The organism is Methanofollis liminatans DSM 4140 (assembly GCF_000275865.1).
Taxonomy (GTDB): domain Archaea; phylum Halobacteriota; class Methanomicrobia; order Methanomicrobiales; family Methanofollaceae; genus Methanofollis; species Methanofollis liminatans.
In genome coordinates, this window is the sequence record NZ_CM001555.1 from 1,769,184 (window position 1) to 1,795,385 (window position 26,202).

Here is a 26,202-nt window from a genome sequence, read left to right on the forward strand (position 1 = left end):
CCTATACATGTTGTCATTTCAGATTAATAAACCGTGCGGTTCCCACCGCCGCCCTTATTATGCCACCGCCCCCAGAATGTAGGTAATGGTAAGTGTCATTGACGGACGGAAGACCACCGACGAGGACCTCACCGGCGCCGTCACCGGAAGAAAGGCAGGAATCGTCCACCTCACCCACAACGATCTCGACGCCGCCGGCGCCGACGCCATCCACCGGATGAAATACGGGACGATCACGACGATCTTCTCCTCGGTCGGCAGGTACTCTGCGATCTTCGCCCTGATCGCCACCCTGCCCGGAAAAGGGGACATCCTCTCCATCTCCGACCTCGGCTACCAGAGCGCGATCGAGGAGACGGTGAAGGCGGCGGCAGAAAATGGGTGGCGGATCGAGTGGCGGGATCACCACCGCTGGACCGACGCCGAGGCAGACGGGGTCAGGCCGCACTGCGCTCTCCTCCACATCGACACCTCGGTCTGCGCCACCGCCGTCGCCGCCCGCGACCTGATGCCCGGCGACGCAAAGGCCGAAAAAGTCGCCCGCCTCGTCTGCGACTACGACCTCTGGAAAAAGGAGGATCCGCAGGCCGACGTCCTCGGACAGGTCACCCAGCGCCGCCAGCACCTCACCTATGTCAGGAACCTCCTCGCTCAGGGGAAGGTCACCGACCGGCGCGTGGAGGGGATCTACGCCGAGATCCGCGCGGGGATGGACGCCGATATCGGGGCGAGCATCAGGCAGGCAAAGATCTACGGAAAAAAATACCGGATCGCCTTCGCTCCGCTCCACGGCTACCCGAGCGAGACGGCACACGCGATCAGGGACGCCATGAAAACCGACATCGAGGTGATCGTCTCCGGGAACGGTCGGTTCTCGATCAGGTCGGTCCCGCCGGTCAGTCACCTCATCGCCCGCCACTACGGCGGCGGCGGCCACCCGAACGCCGCCGGCGGGACGTTCTCCTTCAACCTGATCGACCGCTTCCTCTTCTGGCTCCTCAAACGGAACCGCCACTTCAACGACCTGGCCAGGATCGCCGAAACTATCTGAGGATATACGCCCCGGCACGGAGAAGGGCCCAGCGGTCCTCCTCACCCTCCGCCGTATAACCCCCGGCCGTGATCTCCTCGGGGTCGAAATACGCTACGGCCGCCGCCAGGTCCTCAGGGGTCGGGTGCAGGAGGGAGAGTTCCCGCACCTCATACCGCTCTGCAAGCGCCTCCAGACGGGAGAGCGCCCCCGGGTCGAGGGGGAGGAGGCCCTGGTGTTCGAGGAGGGCTTCGAGACAGCGAACATCCCGCACCGTCGGGAAAAACACGACTTTTTTCCCGGCCAGACCTTCCAGTTCGGTATCGACGACCCTTCCAGCAATGAGCACATGGCCCCCGGCGCCGGCGTCCCGCATTTCCCGTATCAGCAGGCGGAAGGCCCGCATGACATCCTCTTCCATCTCGTCGGGATCGCCGTAGCAGGCGTCCTCGAGTTTGAGAAGGGACGGGGCGGGCAGGGCGAACCTGACGCCCTTCTGGCGCCGCACCAGAAACCGCACGTCCTCCAGCACGGCCGAGGGCTCGACGCCGACCTCCCCGGTCACCCGCCGCCCCTCGACGCCGGCCAGGCATTCGAGCAGGCGTTCGCCATAGAAGAGCCCGCCGGCACAGGGCAGATCGATCCCCTCCTGAAGGGCGAGCGAGCGTTCCAGTTGAAACGACAGAATGTCGCCGCCGATACCGCGGCGGGCCGGGAGCATGCGGGCGAGGTCGCATGCCTCCGGCGCCCCGGCTTCTGCACCGAAGGCGCGGGTCCTGACCGGGATCTTTTTCATGACAAGAGAATAGCCCCTGGCCCATATAGACCTGATGAAGAGAAAGGCAGATGAAAGAGGCCGACCCAGGGGTGATCATGGAAGATGACTTCTCGATCAGGAGAATGGAGCGCGAAGACGTCGATTTCGCCATCGGGCTTGCACGGAATGAAGGCTGGAACCCGGGCATCCACGACGCCGATGCCTTCTATGCCCAGGACCCGGACGGCTTTCTCATCGGCGAGGTCGACAGCGAACCCGTTGCCTGCGCCTCCATGGTGCGCTACAACAACACCTTCGCTTTCTGGGGCCTCCTGATCGTGAGGGAGGAACACCGCGGGCGCGGTTACGGGCTTGCCATCTCGAACGCCGCCCTCGACCACGCCGGGGATCGGATCATCGGCGGCGACGGCGTCGTCGCCATGCAGCAGAAGTACCGCGACCGCCTCGGCTTTGAGATCCTCTACCGGAACATACGCTACCGGGGCATCGGCGGGGGTGAAGCACCAGAAGAACTCATCCAGGCATCTGAGATCCCCTTCAACGACCTCTGCGCCTACGACGCCACGATCTTCTCAGCGCCCCGGCCCCGTTTCCTCAGGCCATGGCTCTCCCAGGAAGACGCCACCGCCCTCGCCTCCACCGGCCCTGACGGCGAGGTCAGGGGCTACGGCGTCATCAGACGATGCTTCGACGGGCACAAGATCGGCCCGATCTTCGCCGAAACCCCGGCAATCGCCGCCGCCCTCCTGGACGGCCTCACCGCCGCCGTTCCGGGCGAAACGTTCTTCTTCGATGTCCCCGAACCCAATGCCGCCGCCGTCGCCCTCGCACAGGAGCGAAAGATGGAGACGGTATTCGAGACCGCCAGGATCTACCGGGGAGGAGCGCCCGCCGTCCCTCTGGAACAGGTGTTCGGCGTCACCACCTTCGAACTCGGGTGAACCGTTTAAATAATCTATGTATATCTTCACCACCAAGAGGATACGAATGAGTGGCAAACCGTTGCTGGTGACATGCGGCCTCCCCTATACAAACGGCCCCTGTCACCTCGGGCATCTGCGGACCTATGTCCCGGCCGATTTTTACGTCAGGTACCTCCGCCGCTGCGGCGAGGACGTGGTCTTCATCTGCGGGTCAGACAACCATGGGACGCCGATCGTGATCAGCGCCGAGCAGGAGGGAGTGAGCCCGCGGGACCTTGCCCTGCGCTACCACGACCACTTCGACCAGACCTTCAAACGGATGGAGATCGCCTTCGATCATTTCGGGATGACCGACGATCAGGCCAACCACCACCGCACGCAGTCGATGGTCAGGGCCCTCATCGACAACGGCTATGTCTACGCCGAGAAGATCCAGCAGAGTTACTGCCAGAAATGCAAGCGCTTCCTCCCCGACCGCTACGTCGAGGGGATCTGCCCGTACTGCGGGGCCAGTGCGCGGGGCGACGAGTGCGACCGCGGCTGCGGCCGCCACCTCGAACCCGGCGAGATCAAAAACCCGGTCTGCAAGGTCTGCGGTTCTCCGGCCGAGATGCGCGAGCAGGAGCATTTCTTCTTCAAACTCGGCGAGTTCAGGCAGTACCTGCTGGACTACCTCGAAGGGCTCTCGGGCACCTCAAACGCCCGAAACTACGCCATCGGCTGGGTAAGAGACGAACTCCACGACTGGTGCATCACCCGCACCCTCGACTGGGGCGTGAAGTTCCCGGGCAGGACCGATCTTGTGGTCTACGTCTGGGTGGACGCACCCATCGGCTACATCTCCTTCACCGAGGAGTGGGCGGAAAAGACCGGAAACGACTGGAAGCGCTACTGGTGCGGTGACGGCGAGATCACGCACTTCATCGGGAGCGACATCATCTACCACCACTGCATCTTCTGGCCTGCCCTGCTCAAGGGAGCAGGATACGGCACGCCCCATGCGGTCGTCGCCTCGGGCATGGTGAAGATTGACGACCAGAAGTTCTCGAAGTCGAGGGGCTATGTCGTCTGGACAAATGACGACTACCTCGACCAGGGCCTCCCGGCAGACTACCTCCGCTACTACCTCCTCTCGTACACCAGCCACACCAAGGAGCTGAACTTCTCCTGGCAGGTCTTCCAGGAGCGGGCGAACGCCGAGATCGTCAACACCCTGGGCAACTTCCTGTACCGCACCCTGCACTTCGCCCACAAGTTCTTCGACGGCGTGCCCGATGTACAGCCGGGCGAGGAAGCGATGGCGGCGATCGGCCGGTGCCTCGACGAGGTCGACGCCGCCGTCCGCGGCTACGAGTTCAAGAGCGCCGTCGAAGCGATCATGGCGCTTGCGGCCTACGGCAACACCTACATCCAGAACACCGCACCCTGGAAACTCGTCAAGACCGACCGGGCCGCCGCTGCGCAGGTGATCGCCGACGGCCTCCAGATCGCAAAGGCCCTCACCCTCCTCATCGAGCCGGTGATGCCCGACGCCGCCGGGCGGGCATGGGCGATGCTCGGCCAGAGCGACGCCGTTTCCGCCCACTGCATCGGCGAGGCGACCGCACCTCTCACGGCAGGTCCCCTCCCAAAACCCGACCCCCTGTTTGCCAAACTCGAAGACGACCGCGTGGCGGTGCTCGAAGAACTCCTCCAGAAACGTGTGCGTGAAGCAAAAATGAGAGAAACACAACCCCAGGAAGAGACCGGCGAGGTCTCGATCGACGACTTTGCAACAATGGACCTCCGGGTCGCCCGCGTGATCAGCGCCGAGGCGGTAAAGGGCTCGAAGAAACTGCTGAGGATCATCGTCGACCTCGGCGGCGAAGAGCGCCAGGTCGTCTCCGGCATCGCCCAATTCTACACCCCGGAAGACCTCGTTGGTACCCTGGTCGTCATGATCGCAAACCTCAAGCCGGCAAAGATCTTCGGGATCGAGAGCCGGGGCATGATCCTGGCCGCCGGCGACGAGGCCTCCCTGCTGATCCCCCGCCGTGACGTGGCGCCCGGGACAAAGATCAGATAACACTTTTTTTTGATCTTCGCTCTTTCGCGTGGGTAGCCTGCCAAGGTCCGTTCCCTCTCCCCAATCGCAATGGGCCGGGGGTTTCGGGGGGCGGCCAGACTCCCCCCGTACAGGCCCAACGATCCTCCGTCCCGGGTAAGCAGACTAACCTGCCTTCTCCCCGCACGAGGAATGGACCGGGAAGGCAGGACAATAACCAGAAGGGACCACACACATCCCCCCAATCGTACCTGGCGGGGGCTCCGGGGCGGCATTCCCCAGGCACAGAATATCTATGGCGTTCTCTTCATGAAGCGATCGCTCCTCCGAGAAGGTAATCCGACCGGATTCAGGTCGGCCCTTCCTACAGCGCCACGCTGAGTTCAGAGGCGACCGCATCGTCACGCAGGGGCACGATCTCGATCATCCATATGCCCCGCGGTTCAAAGGGTTCGACGCTCTCAATATATGTCCGGGTGAAGACCATCTCAGTATCGTCGGTGATCCAGTATTCCGGCACTCCGGCCTCGGGGCGGCGATAGTGAAAGATATACCATACCTCGCTCTCCGACGACCCGACAACCCCTCTCCCGACGGCGTGATACATGCCGTCGGGATCGACCAGATAGATCCGGGCGTTGCAGAGATCGCCCCCATCCGGGCAGGGGGCGGTGATCTGGATCACAGGTCCGCCCTGGATCCCGGTCGTGACGGCTACTGCCCCGAACCCCGATGCAACGGCGTCACAGGGCCTGGAGAGATCGACAAGGAGGGGATAGCCGAACAGAATCACTGCCGAGATGAGACAGAGAAGAAGGGTGATGCCCCGCGGAGATTTCACCATGATGCTCTGTCTATCAAAAATATATGCCTTACAGAATCGAACGGGCCTGGAGGGATTCGAACCCTCGGCGTCCGGGTTAGAAGCCCGGCGCTATGTCCTGGCTAAGCCACAGGCCCAGCTGCCCAATACTTTTCGCACTCCAGGATAATAAAACTGTTGAAAAAACAATTCAGACGGCGCGATAATGCGCCGCCATAACAACATCGACCTCGGTCGGGTGGCAGAGAGAACCGGCGCTCACCGACTTCACCATCGAATTACCGCAGTATCTGACCTGTACTCTGGCTGAAAGCCGCTCGCGCTCCTCGTAATACACCGGGTGGATAATGTCGATCATCCGCTTCATCGTGATGTTGACCGAGAGCACCTTCACGATAATGCCCATATCGCCCGGCGAGATGTCCTCAAGATCGACGCTCGTGAGAAAGAGATGGGTGTCAGGCCCGGGTTCAAGGGAGGCGACGGCGACGACATTGTTTGCGCTCTGCAACTCGATGGTCCGGGGTTTTCCCATCTTCAGCTCCCCAATCACGGTACTGGAGATCCCTGTTAACGCAGTAATCTTCATCTCTGATCACCCGTACATCGGCAGGTTCTCTTTCTTCTGCATCGGCTCCGCGCTCTGGACTTCCTCTGCGAGTTTGTGCATCGTCGCCTCGATCTCCTCAGCCTGTTCGAGCAGGGGATCGATATCGATCTCAAGTCCGTAGATGACCTTGAGCACATTCAGGGCGGCTGCCGCCGATCTGGGGTCAGGCGTGGCGACCGTTTCGCCGAGGAAGCCGTAACCTGGAATATTCCGGATCTTGCACTCGGTGAGGACGCTCCCGGCGATCCCGGAGATGCTCCCCATCGGGAGTATGACCGTATGATCAGTGATCCGCTCCAGCATCTCCTCCTGCGTGGCGACGCCGAAAACACGTTTTTCCGGCTCGTTGGTGACGATACCGGCGATGGTGGCTACCTCTCGCACCGGAAAGGTGGAAAGCCAGTCGATGATGCCGTTTGCGACCTCATAGCAGATCATCGGGTGGATGGGAATATCGGCAACGATTGCCACGGTCTCTTCATTCTCATAGATCCTGACCGGGACGTTGATCACGCCCTTCGCCATCATGGCGACGGGCGGGAAATACTTGCTCGTGATATTCCCGATCTGGTTGAACTCCATCTGCTCCACGAGGTACTGAAGAGCAATGCTCCCGACGAGGCCACTCCCGGGAAATCCCATCAGAACTATAGGATTTTCCCCGCTGAGCGGCTTAGATGTTATTTTTATCTCTGGCTCGACCGTCATTACGTTACCATAGACAGCGTATAATAAAAACATTCTTCACCGCCCGGCCTCTCCAGGAAAGCGTCCACCCACCATCGGAGGGGGGGGCTCGGAAGAGGGCCTGCACAAAGCGCGGCCGATAAAAATGCGCTCATGAGTATATCAATGCGATCGGCGCACCAGGGAGGGAGTGAGCATGACAAATTTATGCAGGCGGATACAAAGAAGAAAGCATGCAGGAGTACCAGATCAAGCGGGGATTTAAAGACGGACTGGAAGAGCGGATGATCGCCTCCCTCACCGAATGTTTCGGGATTGAACCCGAGGAGCGGGACGGGCACCACATCATCTCGTTCGGTGCCCTCAAGCGCCTCAACGTCTGCCTCGGCCCGAAGGGAAACACCGTTCTCGTCGACACCGAGTCCGACCTCTCTGCCGACGACGAGACGATCCTGGATACAAACCGGCGGTTCAGGCGGTACCTCGACGCCGTCACCGGCTACAACTCCAAAGAGCGGGCAAAAAAGATGCAGAAAGCCGACTGAAAACAGGATTCTTTTTTCCTGCCTTCGTTTTTCGAACGTCGCGATCGGCCGTTCAGGCATTTATCGACGACACTTTCCCAAACCTTATCTTCTCCGCCCACAAGGTGCCATCATGGATCCGGTGATCGCATCCATCCGCAAAGAACTACAGGAACAGGCCGACCCAGAGATTCAAAAGACCGCTCGACGGTTTTTTAAGGAAGAAATCATCTGTTACGGCCTGAAGACCGCAACAGTCACCGCCATCGCAAAAAAATACTGGAAGGAAGTGAAAGGGCGGGAAAAACCGGAGATCTTCGCCCTCTGCGAAGAACTCTATCGTTCAGGTCATATGGAAGAGGCGTTCATCGTCTCGACCTGGGCGCACCTGCTCAAAGACCGCTACGAGCGCGAAGACATCGCCGTCTTCAGGCGGTGGATCGACACGTATATTTCCAACTGGGCAGAGTGCGACGGCTTTTGCAACCATACGATGGGCGAGTTCATCGAACAATATCCCGAATATATCGAGGAACTCAAACGCTGGACGCATTCAGGAAACCGGTGGATGCGGAGAGCGGCGGCGGTCTCGTTGATCATCCCGGCAAAACACGGGCGGTTCCTCGACGAAGCCCTCGAGATCGCCGATCTTCTCCTTTTAGATCAGGACGATCTGGTGCAGAAGGGCTATGGCTGGCTCCTCAAGGAGGCGAGCCGGAAGCACACGGACGAAGTCTTCTCCTATGTCATGCAAAACAGGAGGGCGATGCCGAGGACGGCGTTGCGTTACGCCATCGAAGTGATGCCGAAGGACCTGAAGGCAGAGGCGATGAGGAAGGACTGACAAAAATCTGATGAGAAATAGGTGGCTCTTCGCCGGTTCATGGGGATAACCCTCTCGCACCCCCCTATCGATCAACTGCCTCCCCACGCTGTCCGCCAGGGTTGCACCCCATTGGAGCGGACTGAACCGGAAAGGCACACGGATAAACCGCTTTTCCTTCCGAAACACTCCCCGCCTCTCATCGCGGCCGATCTTGTAAGGTCAGCCCATCATCCCGGGTCGCCCGAGCAGCGTCAGAAGATGGTGTCATGGCTACCTGCACACGATAGAGAAGAGCCAAAAAAGATTATATCATTTTTCAGACTTCGACGGAAGTGAAAGGGAGGCTTCGTCGAACGCAGCAGGCTAGACGACCGTGCCCTCGATTCCTTCGAGCGCACCCTCCACCAGTTCGAGCGCCATGAAGGCCCGGTCGGACACGGAAAACGGGGCAGTGATCCCGTAGCCTGACGCCGGCACACATCCGAACCCGGGATAATAATCAGGGTGGCCAAGGACGAACACGGCGCCGTAGCCGATGGACGCCGCCGCGGTGAGGGCCGCCCGTATAAGGGCCGAACCGATCCCCATCCGCTGGAAGGCAGACAGAACGGCGACAGGAGCAAGGGCAAGCGCAGGGACGTCCCGGTCAGGGGCCTGGATCACGATGCGGGAGAGGACGATATGGCCGACAATCCTGCCCTCTGTTTCGGCAACCAGGGAGAGGCGGGGGTCGAACCCCTCAGAAGACCGGATCCGCCCGACCAGTCTGGCCTCTTCATCGCCGCCAAACGCCGCAACGTCCAGATCGAATACGGCCCCATAATCTGCCTGGACCTCGGGCCTGATACGGACTGATGTTCTCATGCTCAAAGCACGGTTCGCTGCCCGAGCAGATACATCTTGCCCATCCTCAAAAAAAGGGGGTTATTCGATCACAATCGCGGGCTTGAACGGAAGGGCGGCGTCGGCCTTCGCCTCCATGCTCCCCTCGGCGTCCAGGATGTTCACCTGGACACCGAACTCGCGCTCCAGGAACTCGCGGGCGGCGGTAAAGACCGCCTTCTCGTCGACGTTGCCCGAGACGAGATCGGCGACGAACTGCGGTGGGAGGCGGTGGATGAACTTCGTGATCTGGCGGGCGGCGTTCACGGCCGCCTTGCCGCGGGCCTTCAGCCCCTCGTCTGCCATCACCAGACGGACGGCGTCGGTCCGGTCCTCGGCGGCGGCGACCATCTCGAAGATCTGCCGTTTCCACGCCGGCGCCACATAGAGATTGATCGCTTTCGGCTCCATCTGGATGAGCTTGATGATCGACTCGAGATCCTCGACCGTCCGGGCAAGGACCTCTTCGGCGATTTCGGCCGCCATATCGATCTTTGCAGCGTCCTGAGCCGGCCAGGGGGCAAAGGCCACAGAACCCTCGTTGCCCATCAGGTGCCAGAGTTCCTCACAGGTGTACGGAACGATCGGGGCGAGCAGACGCACCCATGCCGAGCAGAGTTCGCGGACTGCAGCCGAACCCGGCGCGATCGTCGGAAGGCGGCGACGGTACCACTTCAGATCGGCCTCGATCCCGAAGAAGCTCTCCTGCAGCGCCTGCCGTGTCTGGAAGTTCATCATCGCACTGGTGGCGTTCTCGATCCGGTGCTGCAGGCGCGAGATGAGCCAGCCGTCGATCTCGCGGCCGTCGTTCTCCTCGACGGCGATCCCCTCCGTGACTTCGTTCCAGAACCGCTCGATCTGTTTCTTCGCCCCGATCACCAGTTCGTTCCGCCAATCGAAGTCCTGCCAGGGCTCGGCCGAGCCTATCAGGAACATCCGCACCGTGTCAGACCCGAACTCGTTCAGGGCGTCTTCCAGCAGGACGACATTGCCCTTGGAAGAGGACATCTTCGCCCCGTTCAGGAGACCCATACCGAAGATCACCATGCCCTTCGGCTGCCTGTCCTCGGGCAGGACCGCAAGGTGGTGGAAGAGCTGGAAGGTGAGGTGGTTCGAGATGAGGTCCTTTGCCGAGAAGCGGTATTCATAGGGGTACCAGTAGAGGCACTCCTGCCTGATCGCATCGAGGGTCTCTCTCGGAACGCTCGTCGGATTCCCGGTCCCGAAGACGATGTACTCGAAGACGTCGGGCGTGAGTTTCTCCGGCTCGATCTTCTTGATATGGTGGGCGATCGTGTAGAAGAGCATGTACAGGGTCGAGTCCGAGAGGGGCTCGATGATCCATGCCGGGTCCCAGGGGAGCTTCGTCCCCAGGCCGACCCGCCGGGTGCACGCCCAGTCCTTCAGCCAGTCCACCGTCCGGTCGAACTCGGCACGGGTCTCGGCCGGCACGATGCTCATCCGGTCGATCTGGCCGTGGACCTGCTCCTTCCAGACAGGGTCAGAGTACTGGAGGAACCACTGGTCATGGAGGATCTTCACATAGACGCGACCGCCGCAGCGGCAGATCACGGCGCGGGTATCGAAGTCGAACATCTCCTTCGAACCGTATTCTTCGATCATCAGGGCGGCAATCGTATCACGCCCTTCTTTGACCGGCTTCCCTGAAACGACACCACAGGTATCGAGCAGCCTTCCCCTGAGCAGTTCTGCCCCGTATACCTCACGCGTGACCTCGTCCATTCTCGGATCGTTCTGGTTCAGGATGCCGGATTTTTCTACGGCATCCTTCGCCGGGAACTCCCCGTACCCCTCGGTCCTGATGATCGCCACCGGGGCGATCTCCCCATACCGCCCCTCCTTCTGGAGGTCGCGGAGGGCGATGTAGTCGAAGGGCGCATGGGCCGGGACGCTCATTACAAGACCCGAGCCCATATCGGGGTCGACGAAATCCGCGGGCAGCACCGGCACCTCGCCGCAGAGCGGGTGCGAAGCCTTCGACCCGACGAGTTCTGAGCCTTCAACCTCGCCGGTGACTTCGACGGTGTGGTCCTGCATCTCAAGCTTGTAGGCCGCCTCGCGGGAGAGCACCCACTCTTCCCCGTCCACCTTCGCCCGCACATATGTGAGGCCCGGGTTCGCCCAGAGGTTCGTGACGCCGTAGATCGTCTCGGGCCGCAGGGTGGCGCAGGGGATCTTCGCACCCTGCCAGTCGAATACCACCAGGGTGAACTTCATGATCTCGGCCTTATCGCCCTCGAGCAGGTCGTGGTCGCCGACCGGGTTGTCGCAGGAGGGACAGTACTTCACCGGGTGGACGCCCCTGACCACATGCTCCCCTTCGTGGAGGTGGTGATACTGCCACTCGATGTACTTCGAGTACTGCGGGTCGACCGTGATGAACCGGCGCCGCCAGTCGATCGAGAGCCCGGCCCGGCGCATCAGCCTCTCGTACTCGCCGGCGAAATAGCGGACGATCGTCATCGGGTCGTCAAACCGGTCAAGCACATCCTGCGGCACACGATAGAGGTCGCGATAGAGCCGGATCGTCCCGGCATCCCCTTTTGCGATCCGGCGCGATATCCCGATCACCGGCGTGCCGGTCACGTGGAAGCCCATTGGGAAGAGTACGTTTTTCCCCTGCATCCTCCAGAAACGGGCGATCACATCGGGGACCATATAGGTGCGGCCGTGCCCCACATGCATCGCACCGCTCGGGTACGGAAAGGCAACGTTCAGGTAAAACTTCTCTCTTCCATCAGGATCTGCCTCGAATGCTGCAGGCCAGATATCCCGGTACTTCTCTTCCAGTTTCTGTATATCCCATTCAGCCACGCTTTGTCACTCCCAAGATCTTTCACGTCATACCGGTCTCAGTCTGATCGTCTCGTTGTCGTTGTATCTGCGTATCAATTCCTGTGCGATGCTGCTGCTTTTCGCAAGTTCAATCTCGCCTTTCTCATTCACCGTCGCCGTAAAGAGATACTCCTTGCCGGAGAACACATCGACGATCGCTTCCTTAAACTCAGGGGCGACCAGGGTGAGGTGTCTCTTCTCGATACGGATCTTCAACCCGCCGCTTGCAGGCACCTCTTCGACCTGGTTGATCTCAGGGGGCGGGAGTTCAGATCTCGGTCTGATATCGATCCCGATCCCGAGTTTGTTCACGATCCCTGCAATATTCTTGCCGCCGCGCCCGATAGCGGCCGGGACGTCCTTGTCCTCGATATAGGCGACGGCCTTGGTGTCGCTCTTCATGAAGACGTCGACAGGGCCGTCGGTGAACCTGGAGAGTTCACGCTGAATATCGCGCTCTGATGCATGCCAAGGGGTATCTCCGGTTTCCTCCTCAGGCAGGGAGGCATACCGTTCTTCGGGTTCAGCCTGGACGGGTTCTTCGATCTGCGCCTCAAGAACAGGCGTTTTCTGAACAGGGGATGCCCGGGCAGGGGCCTCCTTCTGGAGACGGCGTGCCGGCATCACAATCGTCTCGCCCTCATATTTGAAGACCTCACAGGCGATTGCACCGGTTGAGGTTTCCCTGACCGTCGTCACCGGCCTCATATGCAGTTCGGGGTGCATTCCTTCAGGCACCTTGATCGAGAAATCAAGATCGTATACGCCAGTGATCTCGCCGCTATCCACAAAAACGATGGTACCGATGATCTGAGGCAGAACACCGGCTTCAATCCGCTCGATGACCCGCTGGACGGCGTCCTGCACCTGCATCGCGTGGACGACACCGATCATGCCCACACCGGCGAGACGCATATCGGCAAAGACCCTGAAGTCCTCGCTCTTCCGGAGTTCGTCAAAGATCACCGCATCGGGGCGGACCAGAAGCAGCACCTCGGCGGTGTTCGTCATGCTCCCCTCAAGGGCCGTGTACTGGGTGATGTTGTCGGGCACCTGAAGGTCCCGCGGCGCTTCCATGGTCTTGACGATAAAACCGCTCTCCGAAAGGAATGTGGCGATGCTCTGGGCAAGCGTGCTCTTGCCGGCACCGGGCGGCCCGGCGATCAACACACCGCAACGGTTGTCGGTGATCCGCTCCTTGATCAGATCTGCCATGGCATACTGTTCAAGGGCGACATCAACGATCGGGCGGACGGCGGTGATCTCCATCCCGTCCGAGAACGGACGGCGAGCGATGGAGATTCTGATCGACCCGATCTGGACGACAGTTATCCCGCGGCGTTCGACCTCGATAAAGCCGTCGGGATCGCGTTTAGCTCGTTCGAGGATCTCCTGCGCCATGGTGCGCAGTTCGTACTCGGTCATGGGAGCGTCCCTGATCTGCACAAGGTGCATCTCATGCATGGTGCCTTTCTTTGCCACGGGAGGAACGCGCTCTTTGAGGTGTACGGCGATCGTATTTTCGTCGAAGAAACCGTCAAGAATGAGCGGGGTCGATTCACCGATCTGGGGTTTGAGATAGATGACGTCGAGCCCTTTCGCCTTCGCCACCTCGGACTGCACAACATCGCTGGTGATGAAGGTGGCGTCATATTCAAGAGCGACGTTCCGGATCAGGGCGTCGATCTCCCCACCGCTCGCCAGCTTCACCTGATCAAGGCTTGGGCGCACGCCGACATATCTGAGTTCAACAGTTCCTTCGGCCGCCATCCGGGAAAGATTCTGAAGTTCTGTCAGTCCGGAAAAGCCGATCTCGCGCCCCTGGTTCGCCTGGGCTTCGAGCTCGGCAACCACTGCCTCCGGAACGATTATTGTGGATCCTGTATATTCCCCGGTTTTTATCATTGAGGTGATGCGTCCGTCGATGACGACACTCGTATCAGGCACTATTTTCATAAAAAATTCACCATATTTTACGTGTCTTTATTCCTTATTAGCATATACTTCTGATGGATCGATAAGAGGGCGGGCGAGTTCCCCACCGTCGATATCACGGTAAAAACAGGAGTAATGACCCGTGTGACAGGCGGCACCCTGCTGCTCGACGAGGTAGAGGAGTGTGTCCTCATCACAATCGACCCGAATCTCGCGCACAACCTGAAAATGTCCGCTCTCCTCGCCCTTTTTCCAGAGCCGTTTCCGGCTGCGCGACCAGTAGTGGGCATACCCGGTCTCCCGCGTCAGCCGCACTGCTTCCTCATCAGCCCATGCAAGCATCAGCACCTCGCGGCTCGCCTGATCCTGCACAATCACCGGGACAAGCCCGCCGGTATAGTTCAGTTCCATTGTTCTAGACTCCTGCAAGCATCTTCATGATCATAAAGACGATATCGCCAATAAAGAGTGTCCAGAGGAAGCCTGCGGTGATCGGAATGATGAAGGGGACGGCATAGGAGATCCAGACCGTTCCTGCCCGTCGGTACAGGGCGAGCTCCTTCCGGTAGCGCTCGGGGTGCTCGCGCAGGTCTTTTGTGTACATCCGCCGCTCGCCCCCGCGCACCGTCCGTTTCAGCATCTCTCGAAGACGCATAAACCTGCGGACGAGCGTTCCGTTCTCGTCCTCCCCGATCTCCTCCATCACAAAGCCGAAGTGGCGCTGGATCTCACCGCCCTCCACCGGGTAGCCAAGGAACATAAAGGGGAACGGAGCCCTGTTGCCCCGAAGGAGATTGTAGCAGAAGAGGATGAGCGGCGCCGCAAGGTTGAGCAGAAGAGCATTGACCAGCACGGAGAACGGGAAAAATCCCGTCGGCGGGACGCCCCACAACGGTTCGAGGGGGAATGCCGGGACAGTGATGCAGAGGAAGATGAGCGCCCAGGCGTCGGCCCCGCCGAAGAGGTGGAAGACCCCAAAGGCGTAGAAGAGAGCAGAAATGAGCAGGGAGAGGGCGATCAGGTACAGGGCCGTCCCGCCATTTCCTCCCATGACCAGACCGGCATAGAAGAGGCAGACAGACGGCACGGCGACGGCGAGCATCGGATACCAGGTCACAAACGGGACCCGGCGATCGCGGTGGTCGAGGACCGATGCATACAGCAGCGTCAGGCCCACTGCAGCCGAGGCAATGGCAAGCGGAAGCGATATCATCTCGATTTCTCCATTTTTGTCATGTTATAGGAGCAAACAATTATCAATAATTATTAATACTGGTGAATAGGACAGTTGATGTATCCTGTACTGTATCTGGTGGTGTGAGTGATAGAGATATCTGTCGATGCTGCTGCCTGCAACGGCTGCGGCCTCTGTGTAAAAGACTGTCCGATGCGGGTTTACGAGCTCAAAGATGGTGTCAGCGTCCCGGTAAGGCCTGAAAACTGTATGGGCTGCCTCTCCTGTCACGAGATCTGCCCGGCCCAGGCGCTCGAGCATCGCGGCGTCTACCCCTCGAAACGTCATTATATCGATATACGCGTCTGCGAAATGATCAACCGGGTGTTATGATGACAGAAATGACCGTTGACGAAATGAACCGTCAGTTCAAGACCGGCACGGTCTTCCGTGCCGAAGACGTCCCGATGTCCTGCTCTCCGAGCGCAAAGGACATGGAGCAGACCCTCCACGGCGTCATGAAGATGAACGGACTGATCATCAAGTCCCTCGAAGAGATTGCCGGACGGGGCGCGAACGCCGTCACCTACCGGGCGGGAAAGAAGTTCGGTCATGAGGTGGCGAAATATTTCCGGAAGAACGAGGACATCGAAGAAGCACTGCGCGAACTCTCCTACATCCTCCACGGCCAGTACACCTTCGAACTCTGGAAACCAGAGGACAAAGAAAACTACGTCGTCACCGAGAACGGCGAGACCTTCATCTATCTCGTCTTCCACGACTGCATCGTCCGCCAGACCCTCCGCCGCAACGGGATGGAGCAGGGCGGCCCCCTCTGCCAGACACTGTACGGCTATGTGGTCGGAGCGATCGAGGAGATCACCGGTCGGCGGGCGAAACTGGAGATCGTGCACACCGGCCCGAACGCCTGCCTGAAAAAACTGATCCTGAAGTGATTGGCCATGAAAATCGCAATCGAAGAACTGGCCGGGTGCTCGGGCTGCACCATCTCCATCCTCGACCTCCATGAAGCCCTGCTCGACGTGGTCGCTCAGGCCGATATCGTCTACTCGCCCGTGATCATGGACGCCAAAGAACCCCCCGAAGGGATCGACATCGCCTTCGTCACCGGGGCGGTGAGGAACGAAGAGAATGAAGAGCGCCTGAAACTGCTCAGAAAACGCTCGAAGAAGCTCATCGCCTTCGGCACCTGTGCATGTTACGGCGGAGTGTCAGGCCTCTCCATGCTCGGGAAAGCGGAAGATCTTTTTGCCTGCGTCTACCAGGGCGTGGAGACCGCAGAGAAGGGGAATATCATACCAAAAGACGTCCCCGCATTCCTGTACCGGGCGTTTGCGGTCGGAGACCTTGTCAAGGTGGACTACTATATCACCGGATGCCCGCCAAAGGAGAAGTTCCTCAGGACGATCCTCCCGGCCCTTATTGCCGGGGACCATATCGAGCTCTCCAAGAAATCGGTCTGCTCGGAATGCGACCGGAAGATGGGGGACGTCAAAAACTGGCACCTGAAACGGCGCTACGAGGAAACGCCCGATCGAGAACACTGCCTCCTCGGGCAGGGCTATCTCTGTCTCGGCCCGGTCACCTTCGGCAGGTGCGGGGCCGCCTGCCCGCACAACAACATCCCCTGCCACGGCTGCAACGGCCCGTCCCTCGATATCCTCAGGGAGCCCTGCCGGGACATCCATAACATGATGGTCAGGCGGATCGCCGACCTCACCGATATCCCTGAAAAAGAGATCGAAAAACAGCTCTACGACGTGGCGCACACGATGTATCCCTTCACCATCGGGAGCCTGATCATGGAAGACAAGGAGATATCAAAGATACGCGACCTCGTCAAGGGGGGTGGCGCATGACCCGCCTGACCATCGCGCCGGTGACCAGGATCGAAGGGCACGCGCAGGTGCGCATCGACCTCGACGAGAAAGGCGAGGTCTCGTCCGCTCACTTCAACGTCGTCGAACTCCGGGGGTTTGAGAAGTTCCTGATCGGTGCGGCCATCGAGGAGGCGCCCCGGATTACCCCTCGGATCTGCGGCATCTGCCCAACCTCCCACCACGTAGCAGCGGCACGGGCGACCGATCAGATATTTGGCGCCCAACCCCCGCAGACCGGCAGGATGTTGAGAGAACTCCTGATGGCCGGGCAGTTCATCCACTCGCACGCCCTCCACTTCTTCATGCTCGCCGCCCCGGACTTTCTCCTCGGCGACGCCGCACCAGAAGAGCGCAACGTCATCGGGCTTGCGAAACGCTCTCCTGAGATCGCGAAGAAAGCGATCGAGGTGAGAAAACTCGGCCAGCGCATCACCGAGGCCGTCGGCGGCAAACCGATCCACCCTTCAAACGCCATTCCCGGCGGGATGTCCCGTCCCCTCACCACCGATCAGCAGCAGACGCTCCTCCAGTCTGCAAAGGCAGGCCTTATGATCGCCGAAGAGGGATGGGAGATTGCAAAAGGCATGATGGACGGCTTCGACCCCTCCTTCGGGGCCGTCGAGACCGCCTTCATGGGCATGAGCGAGAACGGAACCCATGCGATCAGCGGCGGCGAGGTGCAGATCGTCGGGAAAGACGGCAAACCGCTTGGATCTTTCACCGGCGAGGACTACCTGCACCACGTCAGGGAGTACTCTGAGGACTGGTCATACCTGAAATTCTGCAAACTCGCATCAGGGGAGTACTACCGGGTCGGCCCCCTGGCGCGGCTGAACATCGTGGAGAGGATGGGCACGCCGAAGGCCGACGCAGCCCTTGCCGAATACCGGAAGGTGTTCGAGCGTTTCTCCCAGGCAGCTCTCGCCTACAACGTCGCCCGCTACGTCGAGTTCCTCTCCGCATGCGAGCGGACGGTCGAACTCCTCGAAGACCCCGGCATCACCGGCACCGATGTCCGCACCCGGACAGGCGGCGTGGTGCAACGGCGGGGTGTCGGGATCATCGAGGCACCCCGCGGCACCCTCATCCACGATTATTCGGTCGATGAGAACGGAATCATCGAGCGGTGCAACCTGATCGTCGCCACCTGCCAGAACAATTATGCCATGGACCGGGGCGTCGAAGACGTTGCCAGAAAAGTGATTAAAAATGGCGAGCTCACGGAAGAGGCATCAAACCGGATCGAAACTGTCATCCGTGCCTATGATCCATGCATCTCCTGTGCGACCCATGCGATCGGCCGGATGCCCATGCGGATCGAAGTGTGCCGTCCAGACGGCAGAGGGGGTACAAAAGTCATGATAAGAGAGGTGAACTGAGGAATGGAGATACTCAAACAGATACTGATGGAATTTCTCAGGCTGGATGGCGTAACAGCTGCCGTCGTCGTCGGCCGTGACGGTTTCGTGATCGAAGACGCCATTTCGGGCGATATCGACACCGACGCCCTGGGCGCCATGGCATCCACCGGCATGGGCACGTCAGAGGCGATGGGTGCCGAACTCGGCAAGGGACAGCTGAACCAGATGCTCGTCGAGCTGGAAAACGGCCCCATCCTCCTCTCACCCCTCTCAGAGGACGAGATGATCGCGATCGTCGCAAATGACGGCGTGAACATCGGCAGGATCAGGTACGAACTCAAAAAGAACAGGGAAAGGATAATTGCAGCACTCTAACATGACTCTGCCTGAAGGAAAGAATTTCGGGAGCATGAAAGCACCGATCGATGAGGTGCTGCCCTTCACCGAAGCGTTCTATGCAATCGTGCGGATCCAGAGCGGAGGAGGGGAGGGATTTATCCTCTCAGAGAGAGGCAACCCTGTTGCCGCCGGATTTAAAGACAGAACACGCGATCTTGCCGCAGACCGTGCGATCTCGTTCCTTGCCGATGAAAAGTCCCCGGCATGCATGCTCTTCAGGTACGACGAGAACGAGTACCGGGAAGCGCTCCAGCTGTGCAGAGAGAGCGGGCATGCCCTCATAAAAGAGTCCGAGGCCCCGCCCTGCGCCGTCCCTGAAGAGAGATCTGCCCCGTCCCTGACCGACGGAGCCCTCGACCTGATCCTCTCGCAGCCCGGCGTGATCGCCGTCTCAGCGTTTTTTGAGGGGTTCGCAGTCCAGTCTGCCGGGGCCGCAGACTTCGATCGGATCGCCGCCGTCGCTGAGGATCTGCTCAGGGCAGGGTCGAAGATCGCCAGGGACCTGGAAACCGGAGATCTTGACCAGATCATTCTTGAAACGCCCGGCGGAAAGCTGATCATCGCCCCGTTCGGCGACCTCTCTATCTGCATCCTCACCGCCTCGAATGCAAACCTCGGGCTGGTCAGGCTTGCTCTCAGGAGCATACGATGGGGTGAATAAGTGCGCCTCCCAATATCCGGCCAGCCTGCCCATTCCCTGAGGCTTCCTCTAAAAGAGATCATCTCACGGTGCCGGAGCAACGGCTTCACAGGAGCGCTGGCCTTTGGCGCCGGCGATCTCAGGGGCGCGGTGCTGTTTAAAGCCGGCGTTCCGGTCTGTGCAGAAACGGGCGCCCTTGCAGGCCGGCAGGCACTCAGGGAGATCGAGACCTCGACCGTCGTCGTCAGGGCCGGTCTCCATGCGTTTCCAGCACATGACATCGATACGCTCATCCTGTTCAATGAAGGCATGAAGATTGAGGAGGAGGAGAATGGTCCCGGGGGAATGACCACCATAAAAGCGGTCAGAATAGGTCACAACACACGGAACGCCACCATACGGATCATAAAAGCAGATGAAGCCGAGAAAAATACTGAAAACCGGGTACAAAAACACGATATCTGCCATGAACCCGATAAAAAACAGGTCCTGAATACATCGTCCATAGAAGCCCTCAAAAAACTCTCTGAAAATTTCGAGGCCGACGCATCTGACCTGCTCAGGGAGATGCATATGGAGCACCTCATCTCCCGGGAGAGAAAAGAGGACCCCTGACCCTTAACCCCTCATTCTAAAGTTCTTTGCTCTAATGTTAGATTAATGGACAGTAGCGGCCAGCGACAATTTAAAAATTTTTAAATACCATAGTTCACAATCAATGGAGTAGAAGGTGTCGGATTGATCAGGGCATTTACCATCGCATCCGGGAAAGGGGGGACCGGGAAGACAACCGTAACCGTCAATCTCGGGACTTCTCTTGCCCAGCTCGGCAAAGAGACCTATATTCTTGACGCTGATATCGGAATGGCAAACCTGGGGCTGGTCCTCGGGCTGGAAGATGCACCGGTGACGCTGCATGAGGTTCTCGCCGGCAAAGCAAAGGTTGAGGACGCCATCTACGAAGGCCCGAACGGAGTAAAGGTTGTGCCGAGCGGAATCTCTCTCCAGGGCTTCCAGAACGCCGACCCGGATCACCTGCGCGACGTCATGCGTGACCTTGTCGACCGGTGCGATTATCTTCTCGTGGACGCCGCCGCCGGTATCAGCAAGGACGGCGTCGTGGCGCTGGCCATCTGCGACGAGGTGATCCTTGTCGTGAACCCGGAGCTCTCCTCGATGGCAGACGCGCTCAAGACGAAGATCCTCACCGAAATGGTGGGAGGAAAAGTCTACGGCGCCATCATCAACAGGTCGGGAATGGAAAACACCGAGATCAGGAGACACTCTGTTGAAGACGTGCTTGGCGTGCGGGTCATCGATATGATCCCCGAAGACCCCAATGTCAGACGTTCGGCCGCGTACAAGACACCCGTTGTCGTCAAATATCCAGCATCGGAATCCTCACGGGCCTTCAGGCGCATTGCCGCAGATATTGCAGGCGTGGAGTATGCCGAGGAGACCGAGGAGAGAAAACAGAACTTCATCGACAGGCTTGCCCACACCCTCTTCGGAGGGGGCCATTAAAGGGCCCGGCCGAATCTCCGTTTTTCCGCAGGAGCGGGCACACGTAAAGCCTCTGCCAGGAGCAGGTCGGCGATAACGGAGTGGTCGGGTATGATCCAGAACAGGGGAATGGACCATGGAGATCATGGACGTTATCAATGAAATCCTCGGCCAGTCGCGTTATCTGGGGTCATACCCCTATTTTGCCACGGTCAAGCAGGGAAGGAGCGAGGGCGGTGCAATTGCGATCGTCGTCGACGGCGACAGGAGCGCCGTGATCCTCTTTTCCCGCGGTGAACCGACCGGCGCGATCTATAAGGACAAACTGGGAGCGCTTTATGGAGATTCGGCAGTATTGAAAATATCAGACCAGGACGACTACGAACTCTACGCGGTCGACAGAAAGGCCGTCGAGATCGTGGTCGCACACTGCCGGGTATTCAACCGCGGCCATTTCCCTCACCAGTTATCCGCAGATATACCGGAGATCGGCGCGAAGAGAAGAATGCCCGGCGTGCTCTCACTTTTCATCGTCCGAAACGATCTTCAGCAGTCAGGGGTTCGGGTATCGATCAGAAAAGGCCGGCAGGTCATCGCGAGCGACGTGACCACCGGGGACGGGAAGGTCTCGTTCAGGCTTATTAACGGCCCTTATGACGTCGTGGTCGCCAGCAGGACAGGGGAGACGTATTCGTTCCTTGTCGATTTCAACGGAAAGAGGAGTGAACTCATCATAGAACTGGACGGTATGACCGATGACTAAGAACACAGGCTCAAGAAAACGGTTGCACGACATCCTGACAAAGATAAACCGGACTGAGGAGGACAAAGCGGCACCTGCCGATACCCCGGAGCAGAAACCTGCTGTGGGCGGAGGGGATGATTTTGATGTGCTCAAATCCATGGTCGGGAGAAAAGATCAGTTAAAGATCACCGACCTGATCAGAGACCCGCGCGAGATGGGCCCCATATCGGACAAAGGGCCAGAAGAGAGAGAGGCCCAGCAATACCAGGACATCTCCCATGAAGATGCCGGAGAAGAGCCTGAAAGCCTGGAAACTCCCGTGGGCGCCCCGGTGATCGATCCTGAAAACCTTGAGGCGCTGAAATCGGTCGTCGACGCCCTCTTCAGAGAAGAAAAAACCGCGGAGATCCCGGCCGCTGAGGAGGGGGGAATTGATCCGATGCCGGCGTTGTCAGGCGAGGCCCTCAAAAGCGTATGTGCCGCCCTTCCCGGAGCCACCGCACCCCGCTCCCGCACCACCAGGTGGTCAAAAGGGTCGGCAGATCTGCCGGCCGATGCCGTACCCGGGATCGCCGATGCAGATGACATCGACTCCCTCTCCGAACTCATCCTGCCCAGAGCGGCGACCTTCGACGTCGAAGAACTCGCCCTTGACTTTGAGACACGGACCCATACCCCGGGCGTGAGCGGCGTTCCGCCCGAGATCGATAGCCTCTGGAACAAAAATTTCTCGAATATTACCGATGAGGCCAGAAACGTCGTCATCGGCAGGGACGACGAAGATACCGGCGGTCTTCTCAAGAAGTTCAATCTGTTCACCAAACTCCGCCACAGCGTCGAGGAGTACAACCCCCGTCTCCACGGCCCCCTCGTCGACCTCACCTTCACCCCGGCGCCGGGGATCGAGGAGATCGAACTCTATCCGGTCAACGAGCCCTACGCCTACGTCAGGATCGTCTACGACAACACGTCGCATGAATACACCTACGAAGTGATCGAGCCCGAGATCACAGAGGCCGAGAAGGAGTTGCTCGGCGAGATCAAGGACCGCCTCTTCGAACGCCTCGACGTCAACACCAAAGAGGTTTCTCGTACCGAAGCGCAGAACCTGCTCCGCACTTATTCGGACGAGATCATCTCGGATTACGGCATCAATCTCACGCCAGTCTCCAGAGAGAAGATACTATACGCAATCGATCGTGATTTCCTCGGCGATGGACTCATCGATGCCGTCATGCACGACAAGTATATCGAGGACATCTCATGCGACGGTCTGGACAACCCGATCTTCATCTACCACTCGGGCTATGAGTCGATCAAGACGAACCTGATGTACACCGACGCCCTTGATCTCGACTCGTTCGTCACCAAACTCGCCCAGCGGGCCGGCAAATACATCTCGATCGCAGAACCGATGCTCGACGCCACGATGTCAGACGGGTCGCGTATCCAGATGACCCTCGGCAAGGAGGTCACCGCCCACGGTTCGACCTTCACGATCAGGAAGTTCAAGGACGAACCGATCTCGCCGACCGACCTGATCGAGTGGGGCACCTTCTCGCCGCTCTCCATCGCATTCCTCTGGCTTGCCGTGGAGTCGGGGAACTCCGCAATCTTCGCGGGCGGCACGGCGTCAGGTAAAACGACGTCTCTCAACGCCATATCGCTCTTCATCCCGCCGCAGGCAAAGATCGTCTCTCTCGAAGACACCAGGGAACTCAAACTCCCGCACCCGAACTGGATCCCCTCGGTGACGCGGGACTCCTTCGACACCGGCGGCAAGGGCGAGATCGACATGTACGAACTCCTCCGTGCCGCTCTCCGTCAGCGTCCCGAGTATATCGTGGTCGGTGAGGTGCGCGGCAAAGAGGCCCAGACCCTCTTCCAGGCGATGTCAACCGGCCACGTCACCTATGCTACGATGCACGCCGATTCGGTCGCCTCTGTCGTCCACCGGCTTGAAAACCCGCCCCTGAATGTCCCCAGGAACATGCTCAACGCCCTGAACCTCGTCTGCGTCCAGGTGCAGGCGCGCGTCGGCGGTCAGCGGATCAGACGGAACAAACACATGATCGAGATCCTGGACATCGACCCGAGGACAAACGAACTCATCACGAACGAGGTCTTCTCCTGGCACCAGGCGACGGACGAGATCAGGTACTCGGGCAAATCGTATGTGCTTGAGGCGATCATGGAGACGCGGGGATGGAGCGAGGCGAGGATGCGAGAGGAACTGAAACGGCGGCAGGAAATCCTCGAATGGATGCGCATGAAAAAGATCAGGCACTACCGCGACGTCTCGAAGATGCTCATCTCCTACTTCCGCGACCCGGACGCAGTGATGAAGATCGTCAGGGGTGATCTCTATGAATAGCTTTGAACGGTTCAGTTTCAACCTTCTGGGAGCGCGGGCGAAGAGCAGAAGGGACGATTTCGTGGAACTCAGGAGCGACCTGATGCAGGCGCGGATAAAAACGCCCTTCGAGGCATATCTCTCCACAGCCTACCTCTCGTCACTCATCGCGGGGCTGGGGATGGCCCTCCTCATCGGCACCATCACTTTCCTGCTCAACATCCCGTCGATGATCACCTACCGGGGAGCGGTGCCCGGCTTTCTAACCGGCCTCTCTGATTTCAGGCTCCTGATCGGGACATCGATCGCCGTCGCCCTCTCCCTGCTGATCTTCGGCGGGGTCACCTATCTCTCCTTCATGATGTACCCGAAGGTGGTGGCCGGAAACCGGCGGCGCAACATCAACGCCACCCTTCCCTATGCGATCAACTATGTCACCGCCATGTCCACGGCCGGTATCACGCCGGCCGAGGTCTTCAGGCTGCTGGGCGAGAGCCCGATCTACGGTGAAACCGCTGTCGAGGCGCGCTTTATCACGCGCGAGATCGACATGTTCGGCAAGGACCTCATCGAAGCGATGAGGATCGTATCGACCTTTACCCCGAGTCCGCGGATGAAGGAGTTTTTGCAGGGGGCGATGGCGACGATATCCTCAGGTGCGAACCTCACCAATTACTTCAGGAACAAGGCGACCCAGTACACCCAGGAGAACCACCAGGAGCAGAAAGGTTTCCTTGAAACCCTCGGGCTTATCGCCGAGTCCTATGTCACGGCGATGGTGGCGGGCACCCTTTTCCTGATCATCCTCCAGTCGATCATGTCGATCATCGGAGGGGACGCAAGCCCGATCTTTCTGATCATCATCATCTACCTGATCGTCCCGTTCGGGAGCATCATGTTCGTCATCCTGATCAGTTCCATGACCCCGGAGGTGTGATATGAGTTTTCGGACGCTGGTAAACGACCTTTTTAACCGCGGGGAGAGAGGCAACGCCCCGGTGCAGCCATCTGAACTCGACCGCTACGAGCGGCAGGAACAGGAGATCATTGCCAGGATCGATACACGGCGGAAGATGCAGAGCGGTATCGGCCGGTTCCTGAAACACCCCTTCGAGGTGCTCACCGAGACCCCGACAAACAGCCTGATCGCCACGCTCCCCCTGGCCTTCCTCGTCTTCATCGTGGGCTTCTCCTTCATCATCGTGGATTACGGCTGGTGGGCCCTCTTCAACACCACGATGATCGACGATGTGATCGTGATCACCGTGCTGATCCCGGTCGTTCCGCTTGCAGCTCTCGATTTTATCGAGGCAAAACGGGAGAAAAGCCTGGAAAACGCCCTGCCAAACTTTTTCAGGGACGTCGCGGGTATGAACGATTCCGGGATGACGCTCCCGAACGCCGTCCATATCGTCGCCAGGGGCGAGTACGGAACGCTGACGCCGTACATCAGAAAACTTGACGTGGACATGTCGTGGAGCATCCCGTTCGTCGATGCGATTTACACCTTCGGCAAACGGCTCGGAACCCCTCTCGCCGAGCGTTCAGTCGACCTGATCGCAAAAGCGAGCAAGGCCGGCGGCGACGTTTCTGAGGTGCTGAGGGCAGCCGCTGTAGACAGTTACGAGTTCATCAACCTCAAGACCGAGCGGGCAAACAACATGATCATCTATGAGGTGATCATCCTCGTTTCCTTCTTTGTCTTCCTCTTCGTGATCCTGGTCCTGGAGTCTACCTTCCTGACCACCATGGCAGAGGCCGGCGCCGCATCGGCGGCGTCGGGAGCGGGATCCACCTTCATGGGCAACGTAAACATAGACCTCTACAAACGCCTGTTCTCCCATGCGGCAATGATCATGGGGTTCTTCTCCGGTCTGGTCGCAGGCCAGATGGGCGAGGCCAGGGCGACCGCAGGGCTGAAGTTTTCGGCGATCATGCTCATCATCGCATGGGTGACCTTCAGGTTCATGGCCTGAAGAGAGACGAACTTTTTTTGCTCTTCTCTCTTTCGTCTGACTGCACTCAGGCAAATCGAGATGAGGGGATGACCTCCCCCGCGATAGGGTGCAAAGATGTTGAGAGCGTTTAAGGGCTTTTGCGTCCATAGCACGAACAGAGGGAGTGCCGCGGATGGCAGGCGATCTCTCCTTCGCTTCTATTATTTCCCGTTCACGCCACAACAATGAGGCGAGATCCCCGGCGCGTGAG

26 protein-coding genes and 1 tRNA gene are annotated in these 26,202 nt (G+C 59.3%); 17 read left to right on the forward strand and 10 right to left on the reverse strand.

The genetic code is table 11. The features are described from left to right. Positions 1-85 precede the first annotated feature (85 nt). Positions 86-1,051, forward strand: a complete 966-nt coding sequence (locus METLI_RS08710) for a DHH family phosphoesterase (protein WP_004039549.1) — start codon at positions 86-88, stop codon at positions 1,049-1,051. Here METLI_RS08710 and METLI_RS08715 read toward each other — a convergent pair. Then, entirely contained in the window at positions 1,044-1,826 is a 783-nt protein-coding gene (locus METLI_RS08715) for a hypothetical protein (protein WP_004039550.1), read from the reverse strand. The two genes, METLI_RS08710 and METLI_RS08715, sit on opposite strands and share 8 nt — an antisense overlap. Before the next feature lie 50 nt (positions 1,827-1,876). Here METLI_RS08715 and METLI_RS08720 point away from each other — a divergent pair, with 50 nt between their 5' ends. Both METLI_RS08720 and metG read left to right on the forward strand, forming a co-directional pair. Then, positions 1,877-2,749 (forward strand): GNAT family N-acetyltransferase, encoded by an 873-nt coding sequence (locus METLI_RS08720; RefSeq protein ID WP_004039551.1) that lies wholly within the window; start codon positions 1,877-1,879, stop codon positions 2,747-2,749. A gap of 46 nt (positions 2,750-2,795) precedes the next feature. Next, the gene (gene metG, locus METLI_RS08725; protein ID WP_004039552.1) at positions 2,796-4,796 is read left to right on the forward strand and encodes a methionine--tRNA ligase; all 2,001 of its coding nucleotides are present in this window, start codon (positions 2,796-2,798) and stop codon (positions 4,794-4,796) included. Positions 4,797-5,139: 343 nt separating this feature from the next. Here the strand turns inward: metG and METLI_RS08730 are convergent, their stop codons facing one another. From METLI_RS08730 to METLI_RS08745, 4 genes are all read right to left on the reverse strand, one after another. Further along, positions 5,140-5,619, reverse strand: a complete 480-nt coding sequence (locus METLI_RS08730) for a hypothetical protein (RefSeq protein ID WP_004039553.1) — start codon at positions 5,617-5,619, stop codon at positions 5,140-5,142. Positions 5,620-5,660: 41 nt separating this feature from the next. Then, positions 5,661-5,735 (reverse strand) — tRNA-Arg (locus tag METLI_RS08735). Positions 5,736-5,788: 53 nt separating this feature from the next. After that, positions 5,789-6,187 (reverse strand): DUF473 domain-containing protein, encoded by a 399-nt coding sequence (locus METLI_RS08740; protein WP_004039554.1) that lies wholly within the window; start codon positions 6,185-6,187, stop codon positions 5,789-5,791. A gap of 6 nt (positions 6,188-6,193) precedes the next feature. After that, positions 6,194-6,949 (reverse strand): proteasome assembly chaperone family protein, encoded by a 756-nt coding sequence (locus METLI_RS08745; RefSeq protein ID WP_004039558.1) that lies wholly within the window; start codon positions 6,947-6,949, stop codon positions 6,194-6,196. A 179-nt stretch (positions 6,950-7,128) separates the two neighbouring features. On the opposite strand from METLI_RS08745, the gene METLI_RS08750 reads away from it, so the two are divergent. Further along, entirely contained in the window at positions 7,129-7,440 is a 312-nt protein-coding gene (locus METLI_RS08750; protein WP_004039559.1) for a DUF5611 family protein, read from the forward strand. Between the two features lie 112 nt (positions 7,441-7,552). Then, on the forward strand, positions 7,553-8,263 hold the full coding sequence (locus tag METLI_RS08755) for a DNA alkylation repair protein (RefSeq protein ID WP_004039560.1): 711 nt from the start codon (positions 7,553-7,555) through the stop codon (positions 8,261-8,263). A 345-nt stretch (positions 8,264-8,608) separates the two neighbouring features. On the opposite strand, the gene METLI_RS08760 is transcribed toward METLI_RS08755, so the two are convergent. The 5 genes from METLI_RS08760 to METLI_RS08780 are packed head-to-tail and all read right to left on the reverse strand — an operon-like array spanning position 8,609 to position 15,131. Then, complete coding sequence (locus METLI_RS08760) at positions 8,609-9,109, reverse strand: GNAT family N-acetyltransferase (RefSeq protein ID WP_004039561.1); 501 nt, start codon at positions 9,107-9,109, stop codon at positions 8,609-8,611. 60 nt (positions 9,110-9,169) lie between these two features. After that, on the reverse strand, positions 9,170-11,962 hold the full coding sequence (gene leuS / locus METLI_RS08765; RefSeq protein ID WP_004039562.1) for a leucine--tRNA ligase: 2,793 nt from the start codon (positions 11,960-11,962) through the stop codon (positions 9,170-9,172). A 27-nt stretch (positions 11,963-11,989) separates the two neighbouring features. Then, positions 11,990-13,939, reverse strand: coding sequence for a PINc/VapC family ATPase (locus METLI_RS08770; RefSeq protein ID WP_004039563.1), 1,950 nt, complete (start codon positions 13,937-13,939; stop codon positions 11,990-11,992). A 27-nt stretch (positions 13,940-13,966) separates the two neighbouring features. Further along, a complete protein-coding gene (hisI, locus tag METLI_RS08775; protein ID WP_004039564.1) occupies positions 13,967-14,329 on the reverse strand; it encodes a phosphoribosyl-AMP cyclohydrolase in 363 nt (120 codons plus the stop codon). A 4-nt stretch (positions 14,330-14,333) separates the two neighbouring features. Beyond that, positions 14,334-15,131, reverse strand: coding sequence for an A24 family peptidase C-terminal domain-containing protein (locus METLI_RS08780; protein WP_004039566.1), 798 nt, complete (start codon positions 15,129-15,131; stop codon positions 14,334-14,336). Between the two features lie 108 nt (positions 15,132-15,239). Between METLI_RS08780 and METLI_RS08785 the strand changes: the two genes are divergently transcribed. From METLI_RS08785 to METLI_RS08840, 12 genes are all read left to right on the forward strand, one after another. After that, the gene (locus tag METLI_RS08785; RefSeq protein ID WP_004039567.1) at positions 15,240-15,485 is read left to right on the forward strand and encodes a 4Fe-4S dicluster domain-containing protein; all 246 of its coding nucleotides are present in this window, start codon (positions 15,240-15,242) and stop codon (positions 15,483-15,485) included. 8 nt (positions 15,486-15,493) lie between these two features. Then, the gene (locus tag METLI_RS08790; protein WP_245529352.1) at positions 15,494-16,048 is read left to right on the forward strand and encodes a hydrocarbon binding protein (contains V4R domain); all 555 of its coding nucleotides are present in this window, start codon (positions 15,494-15,496) and stop codon (positions 16,046-16,048) included. A gap of 6 nt (positions 16,049-16,054) precedes the next feature. Beyond that, entirely contained in the window at positions 16,055-16,972 is a 918-nt protein-coding gene (locus METLI_RS08795; protein ID WP_004039569.1) for an NADH-quinone oxidoreductase subunit B family protein, read from the forward strand. Next, positions 16,969-18,372: a Ni/Fe hydrogenase subunit alpha gene (locus METLI_RS08800; RefSeq protein WP_004039570.1), complete on the forward strand. Its 1,404-nt coding sequence runs from the start codon at positions 16,969-16,971 to the stop codon at positions 18,370-18,372. The genes METLI_RS08795 and METLI_RS08800 overlap by 4 nt, the downstream gene beginning before the upstream one ends. Positions 18,373-18,381: 9 nt before the next feature. Beyond that, entirely contained in the window at positions 18,382-18,729 is a 348-nt protein-coding gene (locus tag METLI_RS08805) for a roadblock/LC7 domain-containing protein (RefSeq protein ID WP_048104189.1), read from the forward strand. 34 nt (positions 18,730-18,763) lie between these two features. Continuing rightward, positions 18,764-19,414, forward strand: coding sequence for a roadblock/LC7 domain-containing protein (locus METLI_RS08810; RefSeq protein ID WP_169313810.1), 651 nt, complete (start codon positions 18,764-18,766; stop codon positions 19,412-19,414). Then, positions 19,415-20,008, forward strand: coding sequence for a hypothetical protein (locus METLI_RS08815; protein WP_004039575.1), 594 nt, complete (start codon positions 19,415-19,417; stop codon positions 20,006-20,008). Between the two features lie 123 nt (positions 20,009-20,131). Further along, on the forward strand, positions 20,132-20,917 hold the full coding sequence (gene minD / locus METLI_RS08820) for a cell division ATPase MinD (protein WP_004039577.1): 786 nt from the start codon (positions 20,132-20,134) through the stop codon (positions 20,915-20,917). A 115-nt stretch (positions 20,918-21,032) separates the two neighbouring features. Further along, a complete protein-coding gene (locus tag METLI_RS08825; RefSeq protein WP_004039579.1) occupies positions 21,033-21,659 on the forward strand; it encodes a hypothetical protein in 627 nt (208 codons plus the stop codon). Continuing rightward, positions 21,652-24,015, forward strand: coding sequence for a type II/IV secretion system ATPase subunit (locus METLI_RS08830; RefSeq protein WP_004039581.1), 2,364 nt, complete (start codon positions 21,652-21,654; stop codon positions 24,013-24,015). The genes METLI_RS08825 and METLI_RS08830 overlap by 8 nt, the downstream gene beginning before the upstream one ends. Continuing rightward, positions 24,008-24,931 carry a type II secretion system F family protein gene (locus METLI_RS08835; RefSeq protein WP_004039582.1) on the forward strand — a complete coding sequence of 308 codons (924 nt, stop codon included), beginning with the start codon at positions 24,008-24,010 and terminating at the stop codon, positions 24,929-24,931. The genes METLI_RS08830 and METLI_RS08835 overlap by 8 nt, the downstream gene beginning before the upstream one ends. A 1-nt stretch (position 24,932) precedes the next feature. After that, positions 24,933-25,970, forward strand: a complete 1,038-nt coding sequence (locus METLI_RS08840) for a type II secretion system F family protein (RefSeq protein ID WP_004039583.1) — start codon at positions 24,933-24,935, stop codon at positions 25,968-25,970. Positions 25,971-26,202: the final 232 nt, after the last annotated feature.

Coding starts and splice junctions, on each gene's coding strand:
- METLI_RS08710 (WP_004039549.1), top strand. CDS start 86: ATGGTAAGTGTCATTGACGGACGGAAGACCACCGACGAGGACCTCACC.
- METLI_RS08715 (WP_004039550.1), bottom strand. CDS start 1,826: ATGAAAAAGATCCCGGTCAGGACCCGCGCCTTCGGTGCAGAAGCCGGG.
- METLI_RS08720 (WP_004039551.1), top strand. CDS start 1,877: ATGAAAGAGGCCGACCCAGGGGTGATCATGGAAGATGACTTCTCGATC.
- metG (WP_004039552.1), top strand. CDS start 2,796: ATGAGTGGCAAACCGTTGCTGGTGACATGCGGCCTCCCCTATACAAAC.
- METLI_RS08730 (WP_004039553.1), bottom strand. CDS start 5,619: ATGGTGAAATCTCCGCGGGGCATCACCCTTCTTCTCTGTCTCATCTCG.
- METLI_RS08740 (WP_004039554.1), bottom strand. CDS start 6,187: ATGAAGATTACTGCGTTAACAGGGATCTCCAGTACCGTGATTGGGGAG.
- METLI_RS08745 (WP_004039558.1), bottom strand. CDS start 6,949: ATGTTTTTATTATACGCTGTCTATGGTAACGTAATGACGGTCGAGCCA.
- METLI_RS08750 (WP_004039559.1), top strand. CDS start 7,129: ATGCAGGAGTACCAGATCAAGCGGGGATTTAAAGACGGACTGGAAGAG.
- METLI_RS08755 (WP_004039560.1), top strand. CDS start 7,553: ATGGATCCGGTGATCGCATCCATCCGCAAAGAACTACAGGAACAGGCC.
- METLI_RS08760 (WP_004039561.1), bottom strand. CDS start 9,109: ATGAGAACATCAGTCCGTATCAGGCCCGAGGTCCAGGCAGATTATGGG.
- METLI_RS08770 (WP_004039563.1), bottom strand. CDS start 13,939: ATGAAAATAGTGCCTGATACGAGTGTCGTCATCGACGGACGCATCACC.
- hisI (WP_004039564.1), bottom strand. CDS start 14,329: ATGGAACTGAACTATACCGGCGGGCTTGTCCCGGTGATTGTGCAGGAT.
- METLI_RS08780 (WP_004039566.1), bottom strand. CDS start 15,131: ATGATATCGCTTCCGCTTGCCATTGCCTCGGCTGCAGTGGGCCTGACG.
- METLI_RS08790 (WP_245529352.1), top strand. CDS start 15,494: ATGACCGTTGACGAAATGAACCGTCAGTTCAAGACCGGCACGGTCTTC.
- METLI_RS08795 (WP_004039569.1), top strand. CDS start 16,055: ATGAAAATCGCAATCGAAGAACTGGCCGGGTGCTCGGGCTGCACCATC.
- METLI_RS08800 (WP_004039570.1), top strand. CDS start 16,969: ATGACCCGCCTGACCATCGCGCCGGTGACCAGGATCGAAGGGCACGCG.
- METLI_RS08810 (WP_169313810.1), top strand. CDS start 18,764: ATGAAAGCACCGATCGATGAGGTGCTGCCCTTCACCGAAGCGTTCTAT.
- METLI_RS08825 (WP_004039579.1), top strand. CDS start 21,033: ATGGAGATCATGGACGTTATCAATGAAATCCTCGGCCAGTCGCGTTAT.
- METLI_RS08830 (WP_004039581.1), top strand. CDS start 21,652: ATGACTAAGAACACAGGCTCAAGAAAACGGTTGCACGACATCCTGACA.
- METLI_RS08835 (WP_004039582.1), top strand. CDS start 24,008: ATGAATAGCTTTGAACGGTTCAGTTTCAACCTTCTGGGAGCGCGGGCG.
- METLI_RS08840 (WP_004039583.1), top strand. CDS start 24,933: ATGAGTTTTCGGACGCTGGTAAACGACCTTTTTAACCGCGGGGAGAGA.